This window comes from Sporomusa sp., assembly GCF_035561255.1.
GTDB lineage: Bacteria > Bacillota > Negativicutes > Sporomusales > Sporomusaceae > Sporomusa.
The window spans coordinates 1-17,551 of the sequence record NZ_DATMXX010000384.1 but is presented as its reverse complement, the minus strand read 5'-3'; the positions used below and the strand labels follow the sequence as shown (position 1 = coordinate 17,551).

Below are 17,551 nucleotides of genomic sequence, written 5' to 3'. Positions count from 1 at the left end.
GATATTTCTCATAACCCCCGAAGATTTAGATATTGATTTTTTATATTATTCTTAATCCGGCGATGCCGTTAGTAAGAAGGTGAACCCGATTGTCAGAGATTGTCCTAATCGCCCCTGACCGTGAGATTGTGGAGTTAGCTGAAAAACTGGGCTTGCAGAGCAGACAAATCTCCTTTATTTTTGCCCGTCTGGATGAAGGGGTAACTGCGGCCAAAGCGGCAGTTAGTGCCGGTGCCAAAGTACTTATCACCAGGGGCATGACCTTTCATATGATTCTAAATGCAATACCCAATGTTCCGATTATTGAGATACCCTATACCGGTTACGATATTCTCCGGTCCAGGCTTGTGGCCGACAAGCAAGGCGGACAGCTGGCTTTAGCGGCTGATAAGCAGGTAGGCGATGGCTTTGCCAGCATTGAAGAAATCCTGGAATTGCCTGCAAGCATGCGCGTACACTTAGAAGATGGCGCTGATATTGATACAGCTATATTAAACGCCAGAAATCTCGGGGCAACAACAATCATCGGCAGCCGGGCGGTTGTTGAAACAGCCGAGCAATATGGCTTAACAGGCGTAACCCTGGCCTCAGGCCGGGAGGGGCTGGAGCAGGCGATTAGCCTGGCCATGCAGCGACTGTCTAATCAGCGGCTGGAGGAACAGGCTGCCCGTCAGCTTGAAACGATTATTAACTCGATTAATTATGGCGTGCTGGCCATCGACCACACAGGTGCAGTCACAGCCATGAATATGGAGGCTGCCCGCTTATTTAACCTTGCCAAGGACGGCTGGGCCGCAGCCGAAAGCTCTTTTATTCAGAGATTATGGGAGTGTATGATTACCCGGGAGCGCCAGATCGGGGTTGTTGAACGCATCGGCCGTAACCTTGATATTGCAGTCAGCTTTCAGCCTGTTGTCGTCAGCGGCGAGGTAGCCGGCGCGGTGGCTACCTTTCAGCTTATTGACCAACTGCAGGAGTTAGAACAAAAAACACGGCAGGAATTGTCCTTACGCGGGCGGGTAGCCCGGGCCTCTTTTCTCGACATCGAAACCCGCTCACCTGCGATGCAAAAGGTTATTGAGGAAACCAAACGCTTTGCCGGTTATGACAGTACGGTACTCATCCTGGGAGAAACAGGCTCAGGCAAAGAGTACTTTGCCCAGGCCATTCACCAGGCCAGCCCCCGCCGGAGCGGACCGTTTGTCGCTGTCAACTGTGCCGCTATTCCGGAAACGATTCTGGAGAGCGAACTGTTCGGACATGTTGAGGGGGCCTTTACCGGTGCCAAGAAAGGCGGTAAAATCGGGTTATTTGAGCAAGCACATAAGGGAACTATTTTTTTGGATGAGATTGGGGAGATGTCAGACTCGCTGCAAACCAGGTTGCTGCGAGTACTACAAGAGCACCAGGTATACCGGGTCGGTGATGATCGCGTAATCCCTGTTGATATCAGGGTTATTGCCGCCACAAACCGTAACCTGCGGACCATGATGGCCGAGCAAAGGTTCAGGAATGATTTATACTACCGGTTGGCGGTGTTAACAGTAAGTATCCCGCCCCTCAGAGCACGGAAGACTGATATTTCATTATTTGTCCGCTCCTTTATTGCCAATTTCAATCAAAAATTTCAGACCTCTGTCAAGTATATCGAGCCTGATGGAATAAATCTGCTGATGCAATACGACTGGCCAGGTAATATTCGTGAACTGCACAACATGATTGAAAGGCTGGTTGTACTGGCAGTCTCGCCGATTATAACCAGGCAGGAGGTCTGGTCCTGCCTGAAGGATCTCCTGCCGGCAAGCGACCCTGCACCTGCAGATAATTTGAAGAATTTTGAAGCAGCGGCGATTCGTGAAGCCCTGGAGAAGACAGGCGGCAATAAACAACAAGCAGCCAAAATGCTGGGTATTGGCCGCTCGACCCTCTGGCGTAAACTGCGGGAACTGGATGAATGATTCAAAAAGAACCAGTGGTTGTTTCATAACGAAACAACCACTGGTTCTTTTTAAGAAAAATTGCCAGTATTCTGCTACTCTATCTTTGGCACAAAACTTGCAATGTAAAGGTATAAAGTCAGCATTACAGCAGACCCTATAAAATGAAACCTACCGTAATCCAAACTAATACAAAGAGGTGTCATTTATGCAAGAAAAACCTTTCTCCAACCCGGCAGCTTCTGTCCCGCAGCGAACTCCTGGTTTCGAATTATTTAGTACAATCCATAACCTGTTTATGGGTAGAGCGGAATCAAAGGCTGAAGAGGCCCAACAGCTATTGAATCCGCAGCTCGACGACTCAACAAATATTGCTGACAGCCTGGATACCGGAAAACTTAGCAAGCTTATCAACTATATCAAGAGTGGCACACCGTCTTTAGCATTGATATATACCACTCATACCTTATTTTGTTAATCGGCAAGCTTGCACCATTAAAATGTAAAAAGGAAGACGCGATTGGTGACAACAGTGCAGCAATCAGCGCCTTCCTTTTTCTTGTTCAGCATTAAGCAGTTTATACCTTCTGTTGGTAATAATCTTTTCCACACTCCCGCTCATCTGGTATAATCAATTCAGTCTTACGAATTTAGAATATTGGCTGCGGAGGGCAGTATGAAACCTATTGTTGGAATAACCGATGCTACAGGAATGATTTATGCGTTACGCCTTTTGGAAACCTTTCATAACCTTAATGCGCAGACCTGCTTAATAATGAGCCGCGAGGCTGAAGCAACCCTGGAACAGGAAACAGACTGCTCATTAACCCGGCTTAAGAAGTTAGTACATCACTTTTGTTTTGATGATGCCGAAGCTTTACCTGTTAGGGAGCAGGATGCGGACGCTATGATTGTCGTTCCCTGCAGCGTATCTTCTATTGCTTCAATTGTTCATGAATTACCCCTGAATATCCTGCAAAAAACTGCCAGCAACATACTGCAAATTAAGAAAAAACTGATAATGGTCACAAGCGAGCCCATCCTGCTCCCGGAACATTTGAAGATCATGCTGGCTATGGCCTATAAAGGAGCCACCATTATGCCCTATATGCCAAGTTTCTACCATAGACCAGCCAGTATTGATGATATTGTAACCCATCATACCGGCCGGATCTTAGACCTGCTGGATATTGAACATAACATGCTTAAACGCTGGGGGGAAAAGAATTCAATCAAATTTTAACGAAAAATAAACGCAACAGGAATTCATCCCGCCCCGCACTGGCTACTTTAACCCTTAAGGCAATAAGCTTTTTGGAACCATATGCACAGCATGTGGTATTCGCTTACGCAAAAACAGACCGTACCACATACAGTGGTACGGTCTACTTAATTAATTATTTAGCAACCCATTGGGTATTTAACTTTTAAACGAGTCGTAAAGCACTTGATACTCAGGTGTTAGTGGAATGGATGAATAGATATACACATGCGCACCGTTCGGGTCATTGGCTACAAAACTGCGTTCTCCCCAGGGTTTATCCACAAGATCCTGGCAAATCTCAACGCCAGCCTCTTTCAGCCGCAGGTATTCAGCATCAACATCGTCCACTTCAAAGGAAATAATAATTCCCGAACCATTAAAAAACTCACCGGCATCACGCTGCGGCTTGGTAAAGCTAATGCCAACCGGCAGACCGGGAGCAATGAGCTCAATATACCAGTCACTCTCATACACCAGTTTGAAATTAAAGTGCTTGATATAAAACTCTTTGGATTCACTCAATCTGTCAGTACTAATTGTTGTATCAACCCGTTTTATCTTCATAAAGCTACCTCCCCCACTCAGGTTTGCGCTGCTTAAAATAGACCACTTTCAGCTTACAGGCCTCCGCCATAGCCTGGGCCACGTCCAGCCTGTTCCCAATGTTCTCCGGCTTATGGGCATCAGATCCAAGGGTGACCATCCGTCCGCCCAATTCATAAAACCGCTTATAAATGGGAAGCAGTCTGGCCACCACTTCCGGGCTAATCAGGCGCCGGGTATTAATCTCCATCGCCTGCCCGTTATGAACAGCAATTTTTAGTATTTCGTCAATCCAATCACTGAATTCATGATAGTAAATCTCCGGATCCTCAAAGCGGGCATACCTGGCTATATAATCGATATGTCCCAGACTGTCGACAAAATCGTAAACCTTCAGACAATCCAGCATTGTTTCAAAATAGCGACTGTACGCATCTGCTTTAGTGCGGCAACGGTAAAATTGCTCCTGATAGATCTCAATATTATCAACAAAATGGATAGAGCCAATCACATAATCAAACCGGTATTTATTGATAATATCGCGATTGTCCTCCAGGCACTCGGTCCGCATTCCCACCTCTATGCCTAAAAGCACCTTATCGCTCCGGTACTTTGTGTAGTCCTGTAAATATTGTTCAACATCCAAAGCAACGTCAGGCTCCGGGTGTGCCAGATCAACATGCTCGGTAATTGTGATACCCAGTTCTAACTCGGCCGCACGACTCATAGCCGTTTCAATAGCCATCTCAGAGTCATCCGAATAACGGGTATGGATATGAGTGTCAAATAACACGAAAATTGCCTCCTAAATAACCAAAAGCTGTTATATGTATCTATATACCATTCTAATATAAAAATACCCAAACTTCAAATATTGGTTCAAGGAATTATTCACTGACTAATCGGCTATACTTTAACCTTAGGAGCAGAATGCAGCAAGAAAGGAACTGTGATTTACACGAATGATCAAAGTACTGTTTGTAGCTGGTGAGGCTGCCCCATTTATCAAAACCGGGGGCCTTGGCAATGTGGTTGCATCCCTGCCGAAGGAACTCAGACTGCAGGGTATCGACGCCCGGGTTATCATTCCTAAATATGGTGCAATTGCTGAGAGATTCAGAAACAATATGACTGTCAAAGCATCCTTTCACGTACCCCTCTCCTGGCGTTTGCAGCCTTGCGGCCTCGAAGAACTTGAATATGACGGCATTCCCTATTATTTTATCGATAACGAATATTATTTTAAACGGTCCGGAATTTACGGACATTATGATGATGCCGAACGCTACGCCTTCTTTAGCCGGGCTGTACTGGAGGCCCTGCCGCACATGGGTTTTCAGCCCCATATCCTGCACTGTCATGACTGGCACAGCAGTATGGTCAGCGTATTCTTAACTGCCCACTATCAGTCTGACCCTTTTTATGAAAAAATCAGGACACTGTTAACCATTCACAACCTTAAATATCAGGGCGTGTTCCCCAAGGATATCATGATTAATCTGCTGGACCTGGGCTGGGAGTATTTCACAGCAAACGGCCTTGAGTTTTACGATAAAGTCAATTTTTTAAAAGGCGGCCTTATCTTCTCGGACTTAATCAATACTGTCAGCCCTACCTACGCCCAGGAGATTCAGAATTCCTATTTTGGTGAAAAGCTGGAGGGGGTACTGTCCAGCCGTGCTTCAGACTTATCAGGGATTATCAACGGCATTGATTACACAACCTATAACCCTGCAACCGACCCTAGTGTGTTTGTCAACTATGACTGGCAGACCAGAGAACGCAAGATCAAAAATAAGGTTGAGCTGCAAAGAATGCTGGGACTGGCAGTAGGCCCTGACAGGCCGCTTTTGGCCATGAACTGCAGGCTGGTTGAGGCTAAAGGCATTGATTTAGTGCTGCGGGTAATCGATGAGCTTCTTGACACCGGTGCACAAATAGTCATTGTAGGTCAGGGTGAGGAGCACTATCACCGGTTACTCTGGCAGGCGGCGTGGCTGCACAATGACCGGCTGGCAGCCATCATTCCCTATAGTGAGGATATGACCCGCAAGGTATATGCTGCTGCCGATTTATTCTTGATGCCGTCCCGCTATGAACCCTGCGGCATTGCCCAGCTTATCGCCATGCGATACGGCTGCCTGCCTGTAGTCCGGGAGACAGGCGGTCTCAACGATACCGTCCGCTCCTATAACGAGGATACCGGCGAGGGCAACGGTTTCAGCTTTGCCAATTACAACGCTCATGACTTTTTGTACACAGTCAGGCGGGCCATTCACTTTTACCATAACAAAGAGGTCTGGAATAAACTGACCAACCGTGTAATGCGGGCCGATAACAGCTGGCACATATCTGCAGGCAAATACCGCAAATTATACCATAAACTCTATGTCGAAGAATACATCTACAAAGAGGCTACTTCCCAGCCGGAAGCAAAGCCCCGCCATGCCAACCCGCATAGCATTGACCCATTAATTCCTGTAAGGGAGGCCCCTTATGCTCACTAATAACAACCTGTACTCCTCCGCTCATTGTCCGGCACATAATGTTAAGCCGGCGAATGTAACGGTTGCTGATTTTAAAGCTGCCTTTGCCGCTAAACTCGAGGCTACCTGTGGCAAATCACTTAGCAGCTCGTCTGATTGGGAAAAGTTCGAAACCCTGGCTCTGCTCACCAAAGAGATGATCAGTAAAAATCTGATTGCAACAGAGCAGCAACAAGCTAACACTGACCTCAAACAGGTCTATTACCTCTCCATTGAATTTCTGCTGGGCCGGCTGCTGGAAAACAACCTTGTCAATCTGGGCATCAGGGCTACCTGTGCTGAAGCGTTATCACAGCTAGGTATTGAAATCGACACATTATTGCGCAAAGAAGAGGACGCCGGCCTGGGCAATGGCGGCTTAGGCCGCCTGGCTGCCTGTTATCTTGATTCCATGGCCGCACTGGGTCTTGCCGGCCATGGTTGTGGCCTGCGGTACCGGTATGGCCTGTTTGAGCAAAGAATCATTGACGGCTATCAGCACGAATACCCAGACAACTGGCTGAAAGACCGTGCTTATGTCTGGGAGTACCGCCGTCCGGACGAAAAGCTGGCTGTACGGTACGGGGGTACTATCAGGGTACAAACCAATGGCAAGACCCGGTTCATTCATGAAAACTATGAGCAGATCATTGCGGTCCCGTATGATGTACCGATTGTTGGCTATCAAAACCAAATTATCAATACCCTGCGGCTCTGGAGCGCTGAGATTGACATTTCCGGTCACACCTGCAGCCGGCACGGCGCAGACTGCAATAATGTCATTGACTACAAGCACGGTGTCGAATCTCTCACCGACCTGCTCTATCCGGATGATACGTATGAGGCAGGCAAGCGCTTACGTCTCAAACAACAGTATTTTTTAGTGTCGGCCAGCCTGCAAAGTATTATGCGCAGATTTAGTCTGCACCACGACGCCATCAGCGAGCTGCCGGCTAAGGTTGCCATTCATATCAATGATACCCACCCGTCGCTGGCGGTGCCTGAACTGATGCGCATCCTGCTAGATGAATACGGGCTGGGCTGGGATGAAGCCTGGAATATCACCGTAGCCACCCTGTCCTATACCAATCACACTATTCTGCCTGAGGCCCTGGAAAAATGGCCCGCCGCCATGCTCGAACAGTTGTTGCCGCGTATCTACATGATTATTCACGAGATTAATGAACGCACCTGCCGCGCCCTCTGGGGTAAATACCCCAGCGACTGGGATCGCATCCGCAGTATGTCGATTATTGCCGATGGACAGGTCCATATGGCCCATCTGGCTATTGCCGGCAGCCACTCAGTGAATGGTGTGGCCAGAATTCACACCGAGATTCTTAAGAAATCAGTGATGAGCAATTTCTACACCTACACACCAGACAAGTTTACCAATGTCACAAATGGCATTACCCACCGCCGCTGGCTGTTAACCGCCAATCCCCGGCTGGCTGATCTGATTAGCGACGCAATTGGCGCCGACTGGATAGAATCCCCTGGTACTTTGGCGAAACTGGCCCAGTTTGCCCATGACCCCGGCTTGTTGGAGAAGCTGTCTCGTGTCAAAACACACAACAAGCTCCAATTAGCGAAATATATTAAAGCCAACAATAATATTGTTGTTGATATCAACTCGATTTTTGACTCGCATATCAAGCGCATCCACGCTTACAAACGCCAATGCCTCAACATCCTGCATATTATGGATCTCTATAACCGCCTGAGGGAAAACCCCACACTGGATATTGCGCCCCGAACCTTTATCTTTGCCGGCAAGGCGGCCCCAGGCTACTATAAAGCAAAAAAGACCATTAAACTGATCAATACCCTGGCTGACAAAATAAACAACGATAAATCAATCAGTGACCGTCTTAAGGTTGTCTTTCTCGAAAACTATAATGTTTCGCATGCTGAACTCATTATTCCGGCCTCAGATGTCAGTGAGCAAATCTCGACTGCCAGTCGTGAAGCCTCAGGAACCGGCAATATGAAGTTTATGATGAATGGCGCTGTTACGATCGGAACCCTTGATGGTGCCAACATCGAGATCCGCAATGCAGCCGGTGCGGATAACATCTTTGCCTTTGGCCTCTCAGCCGACGAAGTCCTGGCCTATTACCGTGATGGCGGTTATAACCCCTGGGATCTGTATCACAGCGACCCCAGGATCAAAACGGTAACCGATCAGCTTATAAATGGTTTTTTCCCGGTAGGGCCTGATGAATTCCGGACCCATTATGACGCATTGCTATATCATGGGGACGAATACTTTCTACTAAAAGACTTTGCTGCCTATATTGACGCCCAGAACCGGCTGGCAGCTACCTACCGGGATAACCAGCGCTGGCAGAGGATGTGCCTGATGAATATTGCTTACTCAGGCTGGTTTTCCAGTGACCGCACCTTCCTGGAATATGCCACAGGCATCTGGCAGCAGGTTGAGCCTATTCCCTTCTGGAACCAAGGCCAGTTGGAGGATTATGAGCAGTTGGTGCCGCCGGACCAACACACCGGGTCTGTTGAATTATTGTTGTAGAATTAGTAAAAAAGCCGCGAGATTCGCGGCTTTTAAAGAATAAACTATTCGTTCTCTGCTTCTTCATCGATCTCAATTGTATCCTCGAAAGTATCGAGAATGTTTTGATGGTGGTCTTCCACAGCATCATTAATCAATCTCAAAACTGCATTGGTCTGCTCTTCCGGCAAGCCCATTGCGATAATAATGTCCATCAAACGGTCGCCAAGGAGCTCAACATCGTCAGTAAATAACACCGGGATTTCATCAGTCATTTCTAGCTCTTCTTCATCACACATAATATTACACTCCTCGTCACTGTTTATTTTACTGTCTTACACTATTATTGTAACACACAAATTGATAAATAATAGTTAAATCTGTAAGAATTATGAAAGTTCTCCTTTTATCCGGGCCAGCTCAGCCTGGCTCTCCATGTAATACCAGCGCACAGAGCTGCCAAAAGTACACTGTATGGCATGAAGCTTGCCGTCTTTAGCCATCTGTCTCATCTTAGCCAACGAAAAACCATTAGAAGAAAAATAATTTGCTGAAATAAAGCCTCTACGTTTTAACCATTTCCGATGTTGCTCAGCTTCTCTGGTGTCCAGGTGAACTTGCCAAATCGCCATAGTTTTCACAGGCCTTTCTTTCCTAGTTGTCCTTATTATATACCGGCCTGTGGAATATAAGTGTTAACTGCAGGTAAAATTGCTGTAAAAAATTTTAATACCCAGCGCTAATGATCAATTCCATTGCGTCAATATATTATTTATTGTGGCCTGTCTACATTACAATCATGTCTGTTAATGACTGGTATATAAGAACTATTTCACGGAAACGCTAATGAAAAATTCAAAAGGCTTATTTTACTATGACAGTAACTATTGATCGCATTATCGTTGGTACAGCCTGGGTGGTTACAATACTGGCCTTGTGGCGATGGATTCCGCGGGACAGACATAGCCTGAGGAAGGCGCAGGTGGCCTTCCTCTTTAAGCAGATGGTAACCTGGATCTTTGGCTTGCACATTTTTCAACCTGTATTACCCGGAATATCAGAGCTATTTTTATCAGTGCTTATATACTGCTGCCTTTTGTACGCCAATCACTATACTTGAGGTTCTGCTTGAAAGATACACCGAGTTGATTCGCTATAACCAGTGGACATGGTACTGGACCTGGATTACGTTATTTCTGACCTTCCGTATGTCCCGCGCTTATGTCAAATGGTTTTTCAGCATCCCCGACACGCCAAAACAGCCCTGAGATTAAGGTCCTGATAACTTCTTACTATTAATAACAAGACACAACCACCGTCCCCCCGTCTGGCCATGGCTAATGCAAGAGACCAAGGGTCCTGGACACAATCCTGTCCAGGTCTCTTGGTCTCTTGTTTCCTGCTTATCCTGGCTGTTGCAGCCAGGGGGTAGGATTAATTAAAGCTAAGGATTCTTTGACCGTTGATAGTTTTTAGACCTTTTAGCTGTTCAGCAGCCTTACGGGCTTGTTGTGCAAGAACAGACTGGGAGGCAAAGGACTTGGCAACGCCGGATCTGAGCGCTACACCGGCAGTTGAAGTCTGATCAGGGGCAATAATGATAGCCGAGTTCAGGTTGCCGCCGGTATAACCCAGTTGGCTTGCGGTGAAGGATTTGGTAGCAACATCAGCAGTGCTGGTAGGCAAACCAGGGAAGATATCAATCTGATTGCCTTTAACAAACCAGAAACGGTTGGCATCAGCATAGATCCCCCAGAGATAACCGGCAGAGTTTACAGAACTGACATTGGTCCAGAGTGAAGGGGAAGTGAGATTGGCTACGGTGGTGCGGTAAACGCCGCCGACCATATTGGCAAATGATGCGTCATAGTTGCCAAGGAAAACATAGGCAGTGTTGGCATCCACGATAGTAATATCGCGGAAATCACCAGTCATTGCCCCAGTCTTCGAGACAGAAGTCTTGGTAAAGGTAGACAGATCAATGACATCCATACGGGTGTCAGCATTGGCGCTGCCTGCATTCTGCATGCCGCCAAGAGCGCAGACATAGAGCTTATTGTTATAATGGTCTAGAGTGAAGGCATTTTTACCGACTTCTAAATGGTTGACATAAGTAAGCGCACCAGTAATTGTATTAATTGTAAATTTGACAACAATACTGTTCGAATATACTGAATAGCCACCATCCGGATTAATGGTAAATAGGGCATATAAATTGTTATCAACAACAGTTAAGCCTTCTCCATGAACCGCAGCACCGGCAGGTACAGAAATGCTCGGCCATGATGTCGGGAATTGATAGTTGTGTGCTGTTTGCGTATAGCTGCTATTCATATTTACAACAGCAATTTTTGCCAGGTCATACCCGGTGGCATACAGCCATTGGTTTTTGGTAGCTACCGCATGCAGGTTGGCTACATTACTCCAGGTTGGCGATACAAGTGGAGTCCAGGTAGATGCAAACGGGTCAATAATTTTATTTGCCGGCGCTGTAGTCGTATAATTATACTGGCGCAGCACCAGACGGCTTTCGTTACCCTGGAAAAAATTAAAAAGCGCCGGGTCACTGTTTAAGCCGGGAACCTTATTGTTGACGGCAGTAAATGTAGTCGGGTCCCCGGTTCGCTCACCATTAACGGCGCCTGCCGATCCTTGAGAATAACCGGAATCGACAACCGTGTACCCAAATAAATTTTCCGGGGCGGCCTGTACGGCCGAGCTGCCGATAATGGACAGCGTCATGGCTGTTAAGAGTATCCGTTTTAAAAAACCTGATTTCAGTCTCATTGGTTCAATCCCTCTTTTCTTTCGATTTTATTCGCCTGGAATCCGGGGTACTGCCACTTATTGCCACTCACCATCTCCCTTCCGTCAAGACTGGACTTGCCGGCACGCGGGCATCACCTCCTTTACTGAACAGAATTAATACTTGTACTGCAGAGTTACATAATAAGTACGACCCTGCAGGGGATATTCTATCAGCTTGTTTTGCGCACTGCCGTCACCGGTTATACTGGTAAACGTCATCTCCGGCCCTTTATCAAAGAGGTCGTTGACTCCGGCAATGATTTGGCAATCTTTATCAATTTTATATTTGGCCCCCAGGCCGACGGTGGTCAGGGAGCTTTGGACCTTCTCCGGATCTTCCTGCCAGCAATACATCTCATCAATATATTTTACTTCACTGAAAAAAGCCAGCCGGTTGTCCGGGCGGTAGGTCAGACGCACCGAGCCTTCCCAGTCCGGGGCGTAGAGATGCGGCATCCGGTAATATACATCTCCGGTGCCGGTGGGCGAATCGTTCTTAGTCCACTGCTTGATACGCATATAGGTACCTGCCAGATTCATATCCCATTTGTCCCAGTTGAAATTGCCCTGCAATTCCGCACCGTTGACCCGCCCCTTGTGCGCATTGGTATAAGACCAATAATTATAGCCGAAGCGGTAGAGCTGGAGTATATTTTTCGAATCGCGACCGAAATAGGTCAGTTGCACCTTGGAGGAGTCGGCGCCCAGCAGTTTTCCGTCCCAGATGGCCGACAAGTCCCACTGGGTGCCTTCCTCGGGTACCGGGAATATGCTTTGACCAGCGTACTTGGGGTCGTTATAAGCATTAGGCCGGGGCAGAATGCCGCCGCCGTCGCCGGCAATCTCATACAGGTTGAGCAGCCGGTAGTAGGTGCCATAGGTGGAACGCAGGGTTAGATGATCGTCCACCTGCTTTTTCAGCGCCACCTGCCAGGTGACCTTATCATTGACCTGGGAATCCTCCTGATCGACCCATTTATTTAAGTCAGATTTTCCCAGCGCCCTGCCCATAACTTTGGAATAATTGTAGCGAATACTGGGAGTCAGCCAGAGGTCGGCCGCCTGGTTGAGGGTAATGGTATCCTGCAATTGGAGATTGAACAGCGTATGTTCATAATACGATCGAAACCGCTCGCGATTGGTAAGACTAGGTTCAAAGTCATATTTGTCCATCCGGCTGCCGTCAACATCCATTTTCTCTTTGGACCAGTTGGTCAGAAATTCGATCAGGTGCTTGTCGCTGGCTTTATAAGTGCCGTCAATGGCTCCGCCAAGCCGCCGGGAATCGTAGGCGCTCCATTCGCTAAATACTGCCGGCATGGAATGAAATTTCAGATAGTCCGGGTTGCGGTAACGCTTATCCTGGTCCAAATAATTGACCTGCCAGCCCCATTCCAGGTTGCCGTCCGTATCCCGCCGGCCCACCAGCACATCCTTGGTGGTTAGTTCCTGTCTCTTATGTTCGACCTGGCCGGGCAGGTCAATAAGGGAGTACGTAGGATCTGAAATATCCCCGGTAAGAAACATCTTTTGCGGCATGCCCCGGTCGATTTTTTTCCAGCTGCCCTTGACCAGCCAGTGTTCATCCTGCCACTTAATAATGGCGTCGGTATTTTTGTAATCGTTATTGCGGCGGTAACGTATGTCATCCGCCAGTTCCGGGTGTGCGGCCTTTTGTTCATCCCACCACTTTTGTTTAAAATCAGGATCATTACCAAACCAATCATCAGCAGAAAGCAGATAATTAAGAGTCTCTGCATCATAGCCTGCAGCTGTGCCTGCATTCATAAGTGCGTTGTAAAATGGACTACCTGCTGTAGTTGCTTGTTGAACCTCCTCTAATGACGTAAAAGGCACCCACCCTAAATTTAGACCTAAACCATACTGGCTATTTTGCAACATATCCAGTTTCGAATTATAGTTCTGAAGCATTGTAATCGACAGCTGCTCATACTGCTGTACTATCTGGTCATACCCCGCTTTGACGCCAGGATTCTTATACCGGAAATCGCCGTCGCTCTGATCGTGGTTCACGCCGATCATCAGGCTGCCGTCACCCAGCGGCTGGGTGATCTCCAGACCGACGGTATATCCACCCCAGGAACTTTGGCCGACCGAGGCTGAAATGTTAGCCTTGTCCGGCTTCTTGGTGACGATGTTGATGACGCCGCCCATATAGGTGCCGCCGAACCGGGCCGGGATATAACCTCGGTAAACTTCAATCCGTTCTACGTTATGCACAGGGATAGTCGATATATCCACGGCCGCATCGCCGCCCAGATTAGAAAGCACGCCGTCCACGAATACGCCCACCTGGGCCGCCGTGCTGCCCCGGACGGTGACGGTGGTATACTGACCCTTGCCGGACACATAACGGACATGGACGCCAGGCACGTCTTTGAGCAGCTCCGACAGCGTCTTCTGCTCGCCTTTGTAATCATCAGGCCGGATAATGGTCACCGTACCTGGTGACAGCTTGGACTCCCAGTCGGGGCGTTTGGCCTCGACTGTTACAGCCTCCAGGGCATAGTCCTGCGCCGGTCCGGCGTCTGCCTTCACAGTTTCCTTTGTTTCCTGTGACTGCTCGCTGCCGGGCTCTGCCGCATAGGCCAGGCCGCTGTAATCAGGCGTTAGGCTGAAGGCCAGGGTACAGGCGATCCCCATCGCCAGGGCTTTTTTTGTTAATCTGCGTTGTTTCACTGCAAAAATCTCTCCTCTTACTGTCTTTAAAACTTTACCGAAATTGCTGAAGAATAATAGCTCAATTAACCCTACTTGCCTTTGTCCTCCCCTCGTAAGTAATTATCCATTCCTCTCCCTGTCGCTCGCAGGGTCAGCGAGGATTGTCCTTACAGGCAGTTCTCCTGACTCCAGTTCATCATCAGCCCGGCCTTCCCGGAAGGTTTCCTTCCAGTGACATCTCAGGGCCGACTCCGTGTTACAGTGGCGGGACCGCGCCGGCCTTCAACCGGACTTCTCTATTAAACCCTCTGCAGGGCACCTGTACTGGCAGCTGTTTTACCAAATAAAAAAATGGATTTCTCATAGAGTCAACCTCTCAATTTGCATGGAGTGTTGACTATATGAGAAATCCATTGTACATAGCTATTCTCAGTAAATATATCCTGGAATAAACCTATGGAACAGACTGCCCAAATAATCCCCTACCCATCGCTCGCAGGTCACTGGTGATCGTTGTATAGGCAGTTCTCCTGACTTTGGATCATCGCTTCCCCAAACCTTCCCAGGACGGTTGTCCCAGTGGCATCCTATGGGGTTGCTCCTCATTACAGTGGCGGGACCGCGCCGGTTTTACACCGAACTTCCCTATTAAGCCCCGAAGGGCACCTATACCTGGCAATATATTATTGTAACTATTTCACTAAAAACAACAGACTTAGTCTTTACATTCCGGGTTGATAAGGATTGCTCAGATAATTACATTCTCTTACAGTTCGTCCCTGGAAATACTGAATTAGTTCACCTGGTCTGGTCAGCCAGTTTAATTGACGATACTCCCATACCCATGGTGCGGTGACCTTAACTGCATTATAGCTGTCAAAAGATCCCCAGCGGGCAAATACACGGCTTTGACCGATATCCTGGCGGCGATCCCATAGCTGATCTAAAGAAATCAGTCTATACCCGGCATTTGCTCCCTTCTGCAGAGCCTTAGTATTGTCCAATCCTGTCGGGTTGCCACTTGCCGCTATCTGATACATTGCAGAGGACGTCAGAGCCCGGTTGCTCCTGCCGGCAGCGGCAATCTCGTGGCTTGCGGCCCTGATGTTCAATACGGGATGCCTGCCCACCAGGCGTACCCGGGATCCATCCCATCTCTGCCATTTATTATTACTGTATGTCACTAACATATCAAGCCGGCCTGATTTGTCCGGCGTTTTACTTACAGCCAGCAGAACCCCTGTCAGGTCATGCTCATGGTCACCACCGCCAATATGTCGCGGATAGTATTGATAGTAACTAATATAATAATGGCTGTCACTTTCCACCACAGAATAATACATGGCCCGTTCAAGCGGATAAAACAATAGATTATACCAGTTATTATTGAGCCGCCAGTCGCGGTCATAATTAACCAGAGTAAATATATTCTGCGGTGCGGAGAGACCATCACTCTTATCTAATTGACAGATGACCGGTGACCACTGGGTGACTATATCCGGTGCAGGTGCGGCTGGAACCGGCTGTCCCCCTAACCAAAACAACACCAACAGTATTATGATGTATCTGTTCTTGTTCATTATATTCTCCTAATCAAGGATGCAAATAAGCAGTACAACTGCAATTATTGCAGAGACCGGCGGTGTTGTTACAGGTTCTTTTTGTTATATAATGTTACCTCGTCAATCGAATAAACCTCCATATTCCAGGTACCACCCCGGGGAGGTGACTGGACAAAAACGGTCTGTCCCACAAAGGCGATAAGATTACCTGTTGCCAAAGCGGTTTCCAACAGGCTTTGCAGCCTTTGTTCAGATGATCTGACCACAATCGTTTTGCCGGGGGGATCACGGAGTTCAACCACCGCATAGCAACTATTGGAAAGTGCATAACAATTTATGAGCGTGACATGACCAAATTGCTGAACCAGCGGCGGCATTAATATAACGCCGGAAACAGGTTGAGTTGCCGTGGCAGAAAAACCGTTCTGAGCTATGGGTAGGTTTAAAACCAGTACTAACAAGGACAGACTGATCGCCCGCAATAGTATACTCATGCTAGTTATCCCTCCCAGGTCCACATATACTTACTATTTTTTTATCCCGGGAATAACCGGGAGATGGTCTTGTTCAGATATCGATAAAAGATCATTATCTATTATTTTCGGCGTCAGCATAATAACCAGTTCGGTCTCCGTGATTTGCTTAGTGGTTGAGTGAAACAGACCCTTTACCAGCGGCAGGTATCCTAATATAGGAACTTTGAAGGTATCATTGGTCTCCTGGCGCTGTATCAGGCCGCCTAACACAATGGTTACACCACTCTTCACCCTTAGGGTTGCATCAGCCTGGCGGGTCCGGATATTGGGATTGCCATTTTTGGTAGTGTCTGTCTTATTACTTACTTCCGGCTGAATACGGGTGGTAATAAAGCCATCTTTGTTTACCATAGGGGTTACCTCCAGTTTAATGCCAACCTCCACATAGATGACAGAGATGACGGCAATGCTGCCGGTAGTAGGCTGGGAACTCTCAACAGCCAGCTTGTCCCCGATAAGAATTTTGGCTGCTACCCCGTCTAAGGTCGCAATCCGCGGGCTTGCCAATAACCGGCCTTTTTTATTCTCAATTAGCCGATTGACAACGCCCTGGAGATTTACGCCGTATTTCCCGGTACCGATCCGGTACGGCAAATCGTCATAAAGGATGGGTGCAGGCAGCTTGGTTGAAGCCCCCCAGTCGATGCCAAGATTTGACAAGTCATCACGGTTAATCTCAATCACCTGTACCTCGAACATCACCTGCTGGGGCGGGGTATCGATTTGGGCCAGCAAATAGTTAACCTGCTCATATAACTCAGGGGTGCCCATGATCACCATGGTATTACGCACCGGATCTGTTTTGATCTGTTCTTCGGGAACAAGGGCACTGATCAGGGGTCTGGCCTGATCGACTTTCAGGTAGTTCAGCTGCACTACCAAAGGCCGCCCGTAGGCATCGGGCTGGCTGACAGGCTCAGCTTCAACCGGATACTCGCTGTTTACAGCAGGCTGCAAATCAGCCGGACTTTCCGGGAATGATTCAGCACTTACCGGAGAAGCCAGAACAAGCCAGGGCAACATGACAAGCAGCAAGGCCAGTCCTAAGGAAAAGGCACAACGCCAGCGGCAGTGAGCCACTCTATTCACCGTCTTTCACTGAGGTATAGTTGTTCGGCAGACCCCTTGCATCTGATTATACATACCTTGCCGCATCAGATATCCTAGTGCCGGGTAAAG

The 17,551-nt window shown here is 48.0% G+C and carries 15 protein-coding genes and 2 riboswitches; of the genes, 6 read left to right on the top strand and 9 right to left on the bottom strand.

What is annotated here, in order from left to right; all coding sequences use genetic code 11:
- The first annotated feature begins 89 nt into the window (after positions 1 to 89).
- From VN379_RS21920 to VN379_RS21910, 3 genes are all read left to right on the top strand, one after another.
- Positions 90 to 1,958 carry a sigma 54-interacting transcriptional regulator gene (locus VN379_RS21920; protein ID WP_325537841.1) on the top strand — a complete coding sequence of 623 codons (1,869 nt, stop codon included), beginning with the start codon at positions 90 to 92 and terminating at the stop codon, positions 1,956 to 1,958.
- A 187-nt stretch (positions 1,959 to 2,145) separates the two neighbouring features.
- On the top strand, positions 2,146 to 2,415 hold the full coding sequence (locus tag VN379_RS21915; protein ID WP_325537839.1) for a hypothetical protein: 270 nt from the start codon (positions 2,146 to 2,148) through the stop codon (positions 2,413 to 2,415).
- A gap of 198 nt (positions 2,416 to 2,613) precedes the next feature.
- Positions 2,614 to 3,180, top strand: a complete 567-nt coding sequence (locus VN379_RS21910) for a UbiX family flavin prenyltransferase (protein WP_325537837.1) — start codon at positions 2,614 to 2,616, stop codon at positions 3,178 to 3,180.
- Between the two features lie 177 nt (positions 3,181 to 3,357).
- Here VN379_RS21910 and VN379_RS21905 read toward each other — a convergent pair whose 3' ends face one another.
- Both VN379_RS21905 and VN379_RS21900 read right to left on the bottom strand, forming a co-directional pair.
- On the bottom strand, positions 3,358 to 3,765 hold the full coding sequence (locus tag VN379_RS21905) for a VOC family protein (protein ID WP_325537835.1): 408 nt from the start codon (positions 3,763 to 3,765) through the stop codon (positions 3,358 to 3,360).
- Positions 3,766 to 3,769: 4 nt separating this feature from the next.
- Positions 3,770 to 4,537, bottom strand: a complete 768-nt coding sequence (locus VN379_RS21900) for a histidinol phosphate phosphatase (protein ID WP_325537833.1) — start codon at positions 4,535 to 4,537, stop codon at positions 3,770 to 3,772.
- 169 nt (positions 4,538 to 4,706) lie between these two features.
- Here VN379_RS21900 and glgA point away from each other — a divergent pair, with 169 nt between their 5' ends.
- Together glgA and VN379_RS21890 are read left to right on the top strand one after the other, a co-directional pair.
- Positions 4,707 to 6,251 (top strand): glycogen synthase GlgA, encoded by a 1,545-nt coding sequence (gene glgA, locus VN379_RS21895; RefSeq protein WP_325537831.1) that lies wholly within the window; start codon positions 4,707 to 4,709, stop codon positions 6,249 to 6,251.
- Positions 6,241 to 8,805: a glycogen/starch/alpha-glucan phosphorylase gene (locus VN379_RS21890; RefSeq protein WP_325537829.1), complete on the top strand. Its 2,565-nt coding sequence runs from the start codon at positions 6,241 to 6,243 to the stop codon at positions 8,803 to 8,805. Before glgA ends, VN379_RS21890 begins: the two co-directional genes overlap by 11 nt.
- A gap of 44 nt (positions 8,806 to 8,849) precedes the next feature.
- On the opposite strand, the gene VN379_RS21885 is transcribed toward VN379_RS21890, so the two are convergent.
- Positions 8,850 to 9,083: a hypothetical protein gene (locus VN379_RS21885; RefSeq protein WP_325537827.1), complete on the bottom strand. Its 234-nt coding sequence runs from the start codon at positions 9,081 to 9,083 to the stop codon at positions 8,850 to 8,852.
- 90 nt (positions 9,084 to 9,173) lie between these two features.
- On the bottom strand, positions 9,174 to 9,416 hold the full coding sequence (locus VN379_RS21880; protein WP_325537845.1) for a hypothetical protein: 243 nt from the start codon (positions 9,414 to 9,416) through the stop codon (positions 9,174 to 9,176).
- A gap of 387 nt (positions 9,417 to 9,803) precedes the next feature.
- Between VN379_RS21880 and VN379_RS25230 the strand changes: the two genes are divergently transcribed.
- On the top strand, positions 9,804 to 10,052 hold the full coding sequence (locus VN379_RS25230) for a CBO0543 family protein (RefSeq protein WP_414715029.1): 249 nt from the start codon (positions 9,804 to 9,806) through the stop codon (positions 10,050 to 10,052).
- Between the two features lie 166 nt (positions 10,053 to 10,218).
- Here VN379_RS25230 and VN379_RS21875 read toward each other — a convergent pair whose 3' ends face one another.
- The 5 genes from VN379_RS21875 to VN379_RS21855 form a co-directional block, all read right to left on the bottom strand.
- The gene (locus tag VN379_RS21875; RefSeq protein WP_325537825.1) at positions 10,219 to 11,571 is read right to left on the bottom strand and encodes a hypothetical protein; all 1,353 of its coding nucleotides are present in this window, start codon (positions 11,569 to 11,571) and stop codon (positions 10,219 to 10,221) included.
- Between the two features lie 135 nt (positions 11,572 to 11,706).
- Positions 11,707 to 14,256, bottom strand: coding sequence for a TonB-dependent receptor (locus VN379_RS21870; RefSeq protein WP_325537843.1), 2,550 nt, complete (start codon positions 14,254 to 14,256; stop codon positions 11,707 to 11,709).
- 173 nt (positions 14,257 to 14,429) lie between these two features.
- A riboswitch (cobalamin riboswitch) is annotated at positions 14,430 to 14,612 on the bottom strand.
- A 165-nt stretch (positions 14,613 to 14,777) separates the two neighbouring features.
- Positions 14,778 to 14,959, bottom strand: a riboswitch (cobalamin riboswitch).
- Positions 14,960 to 14,996: 37 nt separating this feature from the next.
- Positions 14,997 to 15,854: a hypothetical protein gene (locus VN379_RS21865; RefSeq protein WP_325537823.1), complete on the bottom strand. Its 858-nt coding sequence runs from the start codon at positions 15,852 to 15,854 to the stop codon at positions 14,997 to 14,999.
- Between the two features lie 68 nt (positions 15,855 to 15,922).
- On the bottom strand, positions 15,923 to 16,330 hold the full coding sequence (locus VN379_RS21860) for a hypothetical protein (RefSeq protein ID WP_325537821.1): 408 nt from the start codon (positions 16,328 to 16,330) through the stop codon (positions 15,923 to 15,925).
- Between the two features lie 33 nt (positions 16,331 to 16,363).
- Positions 16,364 to 17,461 (bottom strand): type II secretion system protein GspD, encoded by a 1,098-nt coding sequence (locus tag VN379_RS21855; RefSeq protein WP_325537819.1) that lies wholly within the window; start codon positions 17,459 to 17,461, stop codon positions 16,364 to 16,366.
- Between the last annotated feature and the right edge of the window lie 90 nt (positions 17,462 to 17,551).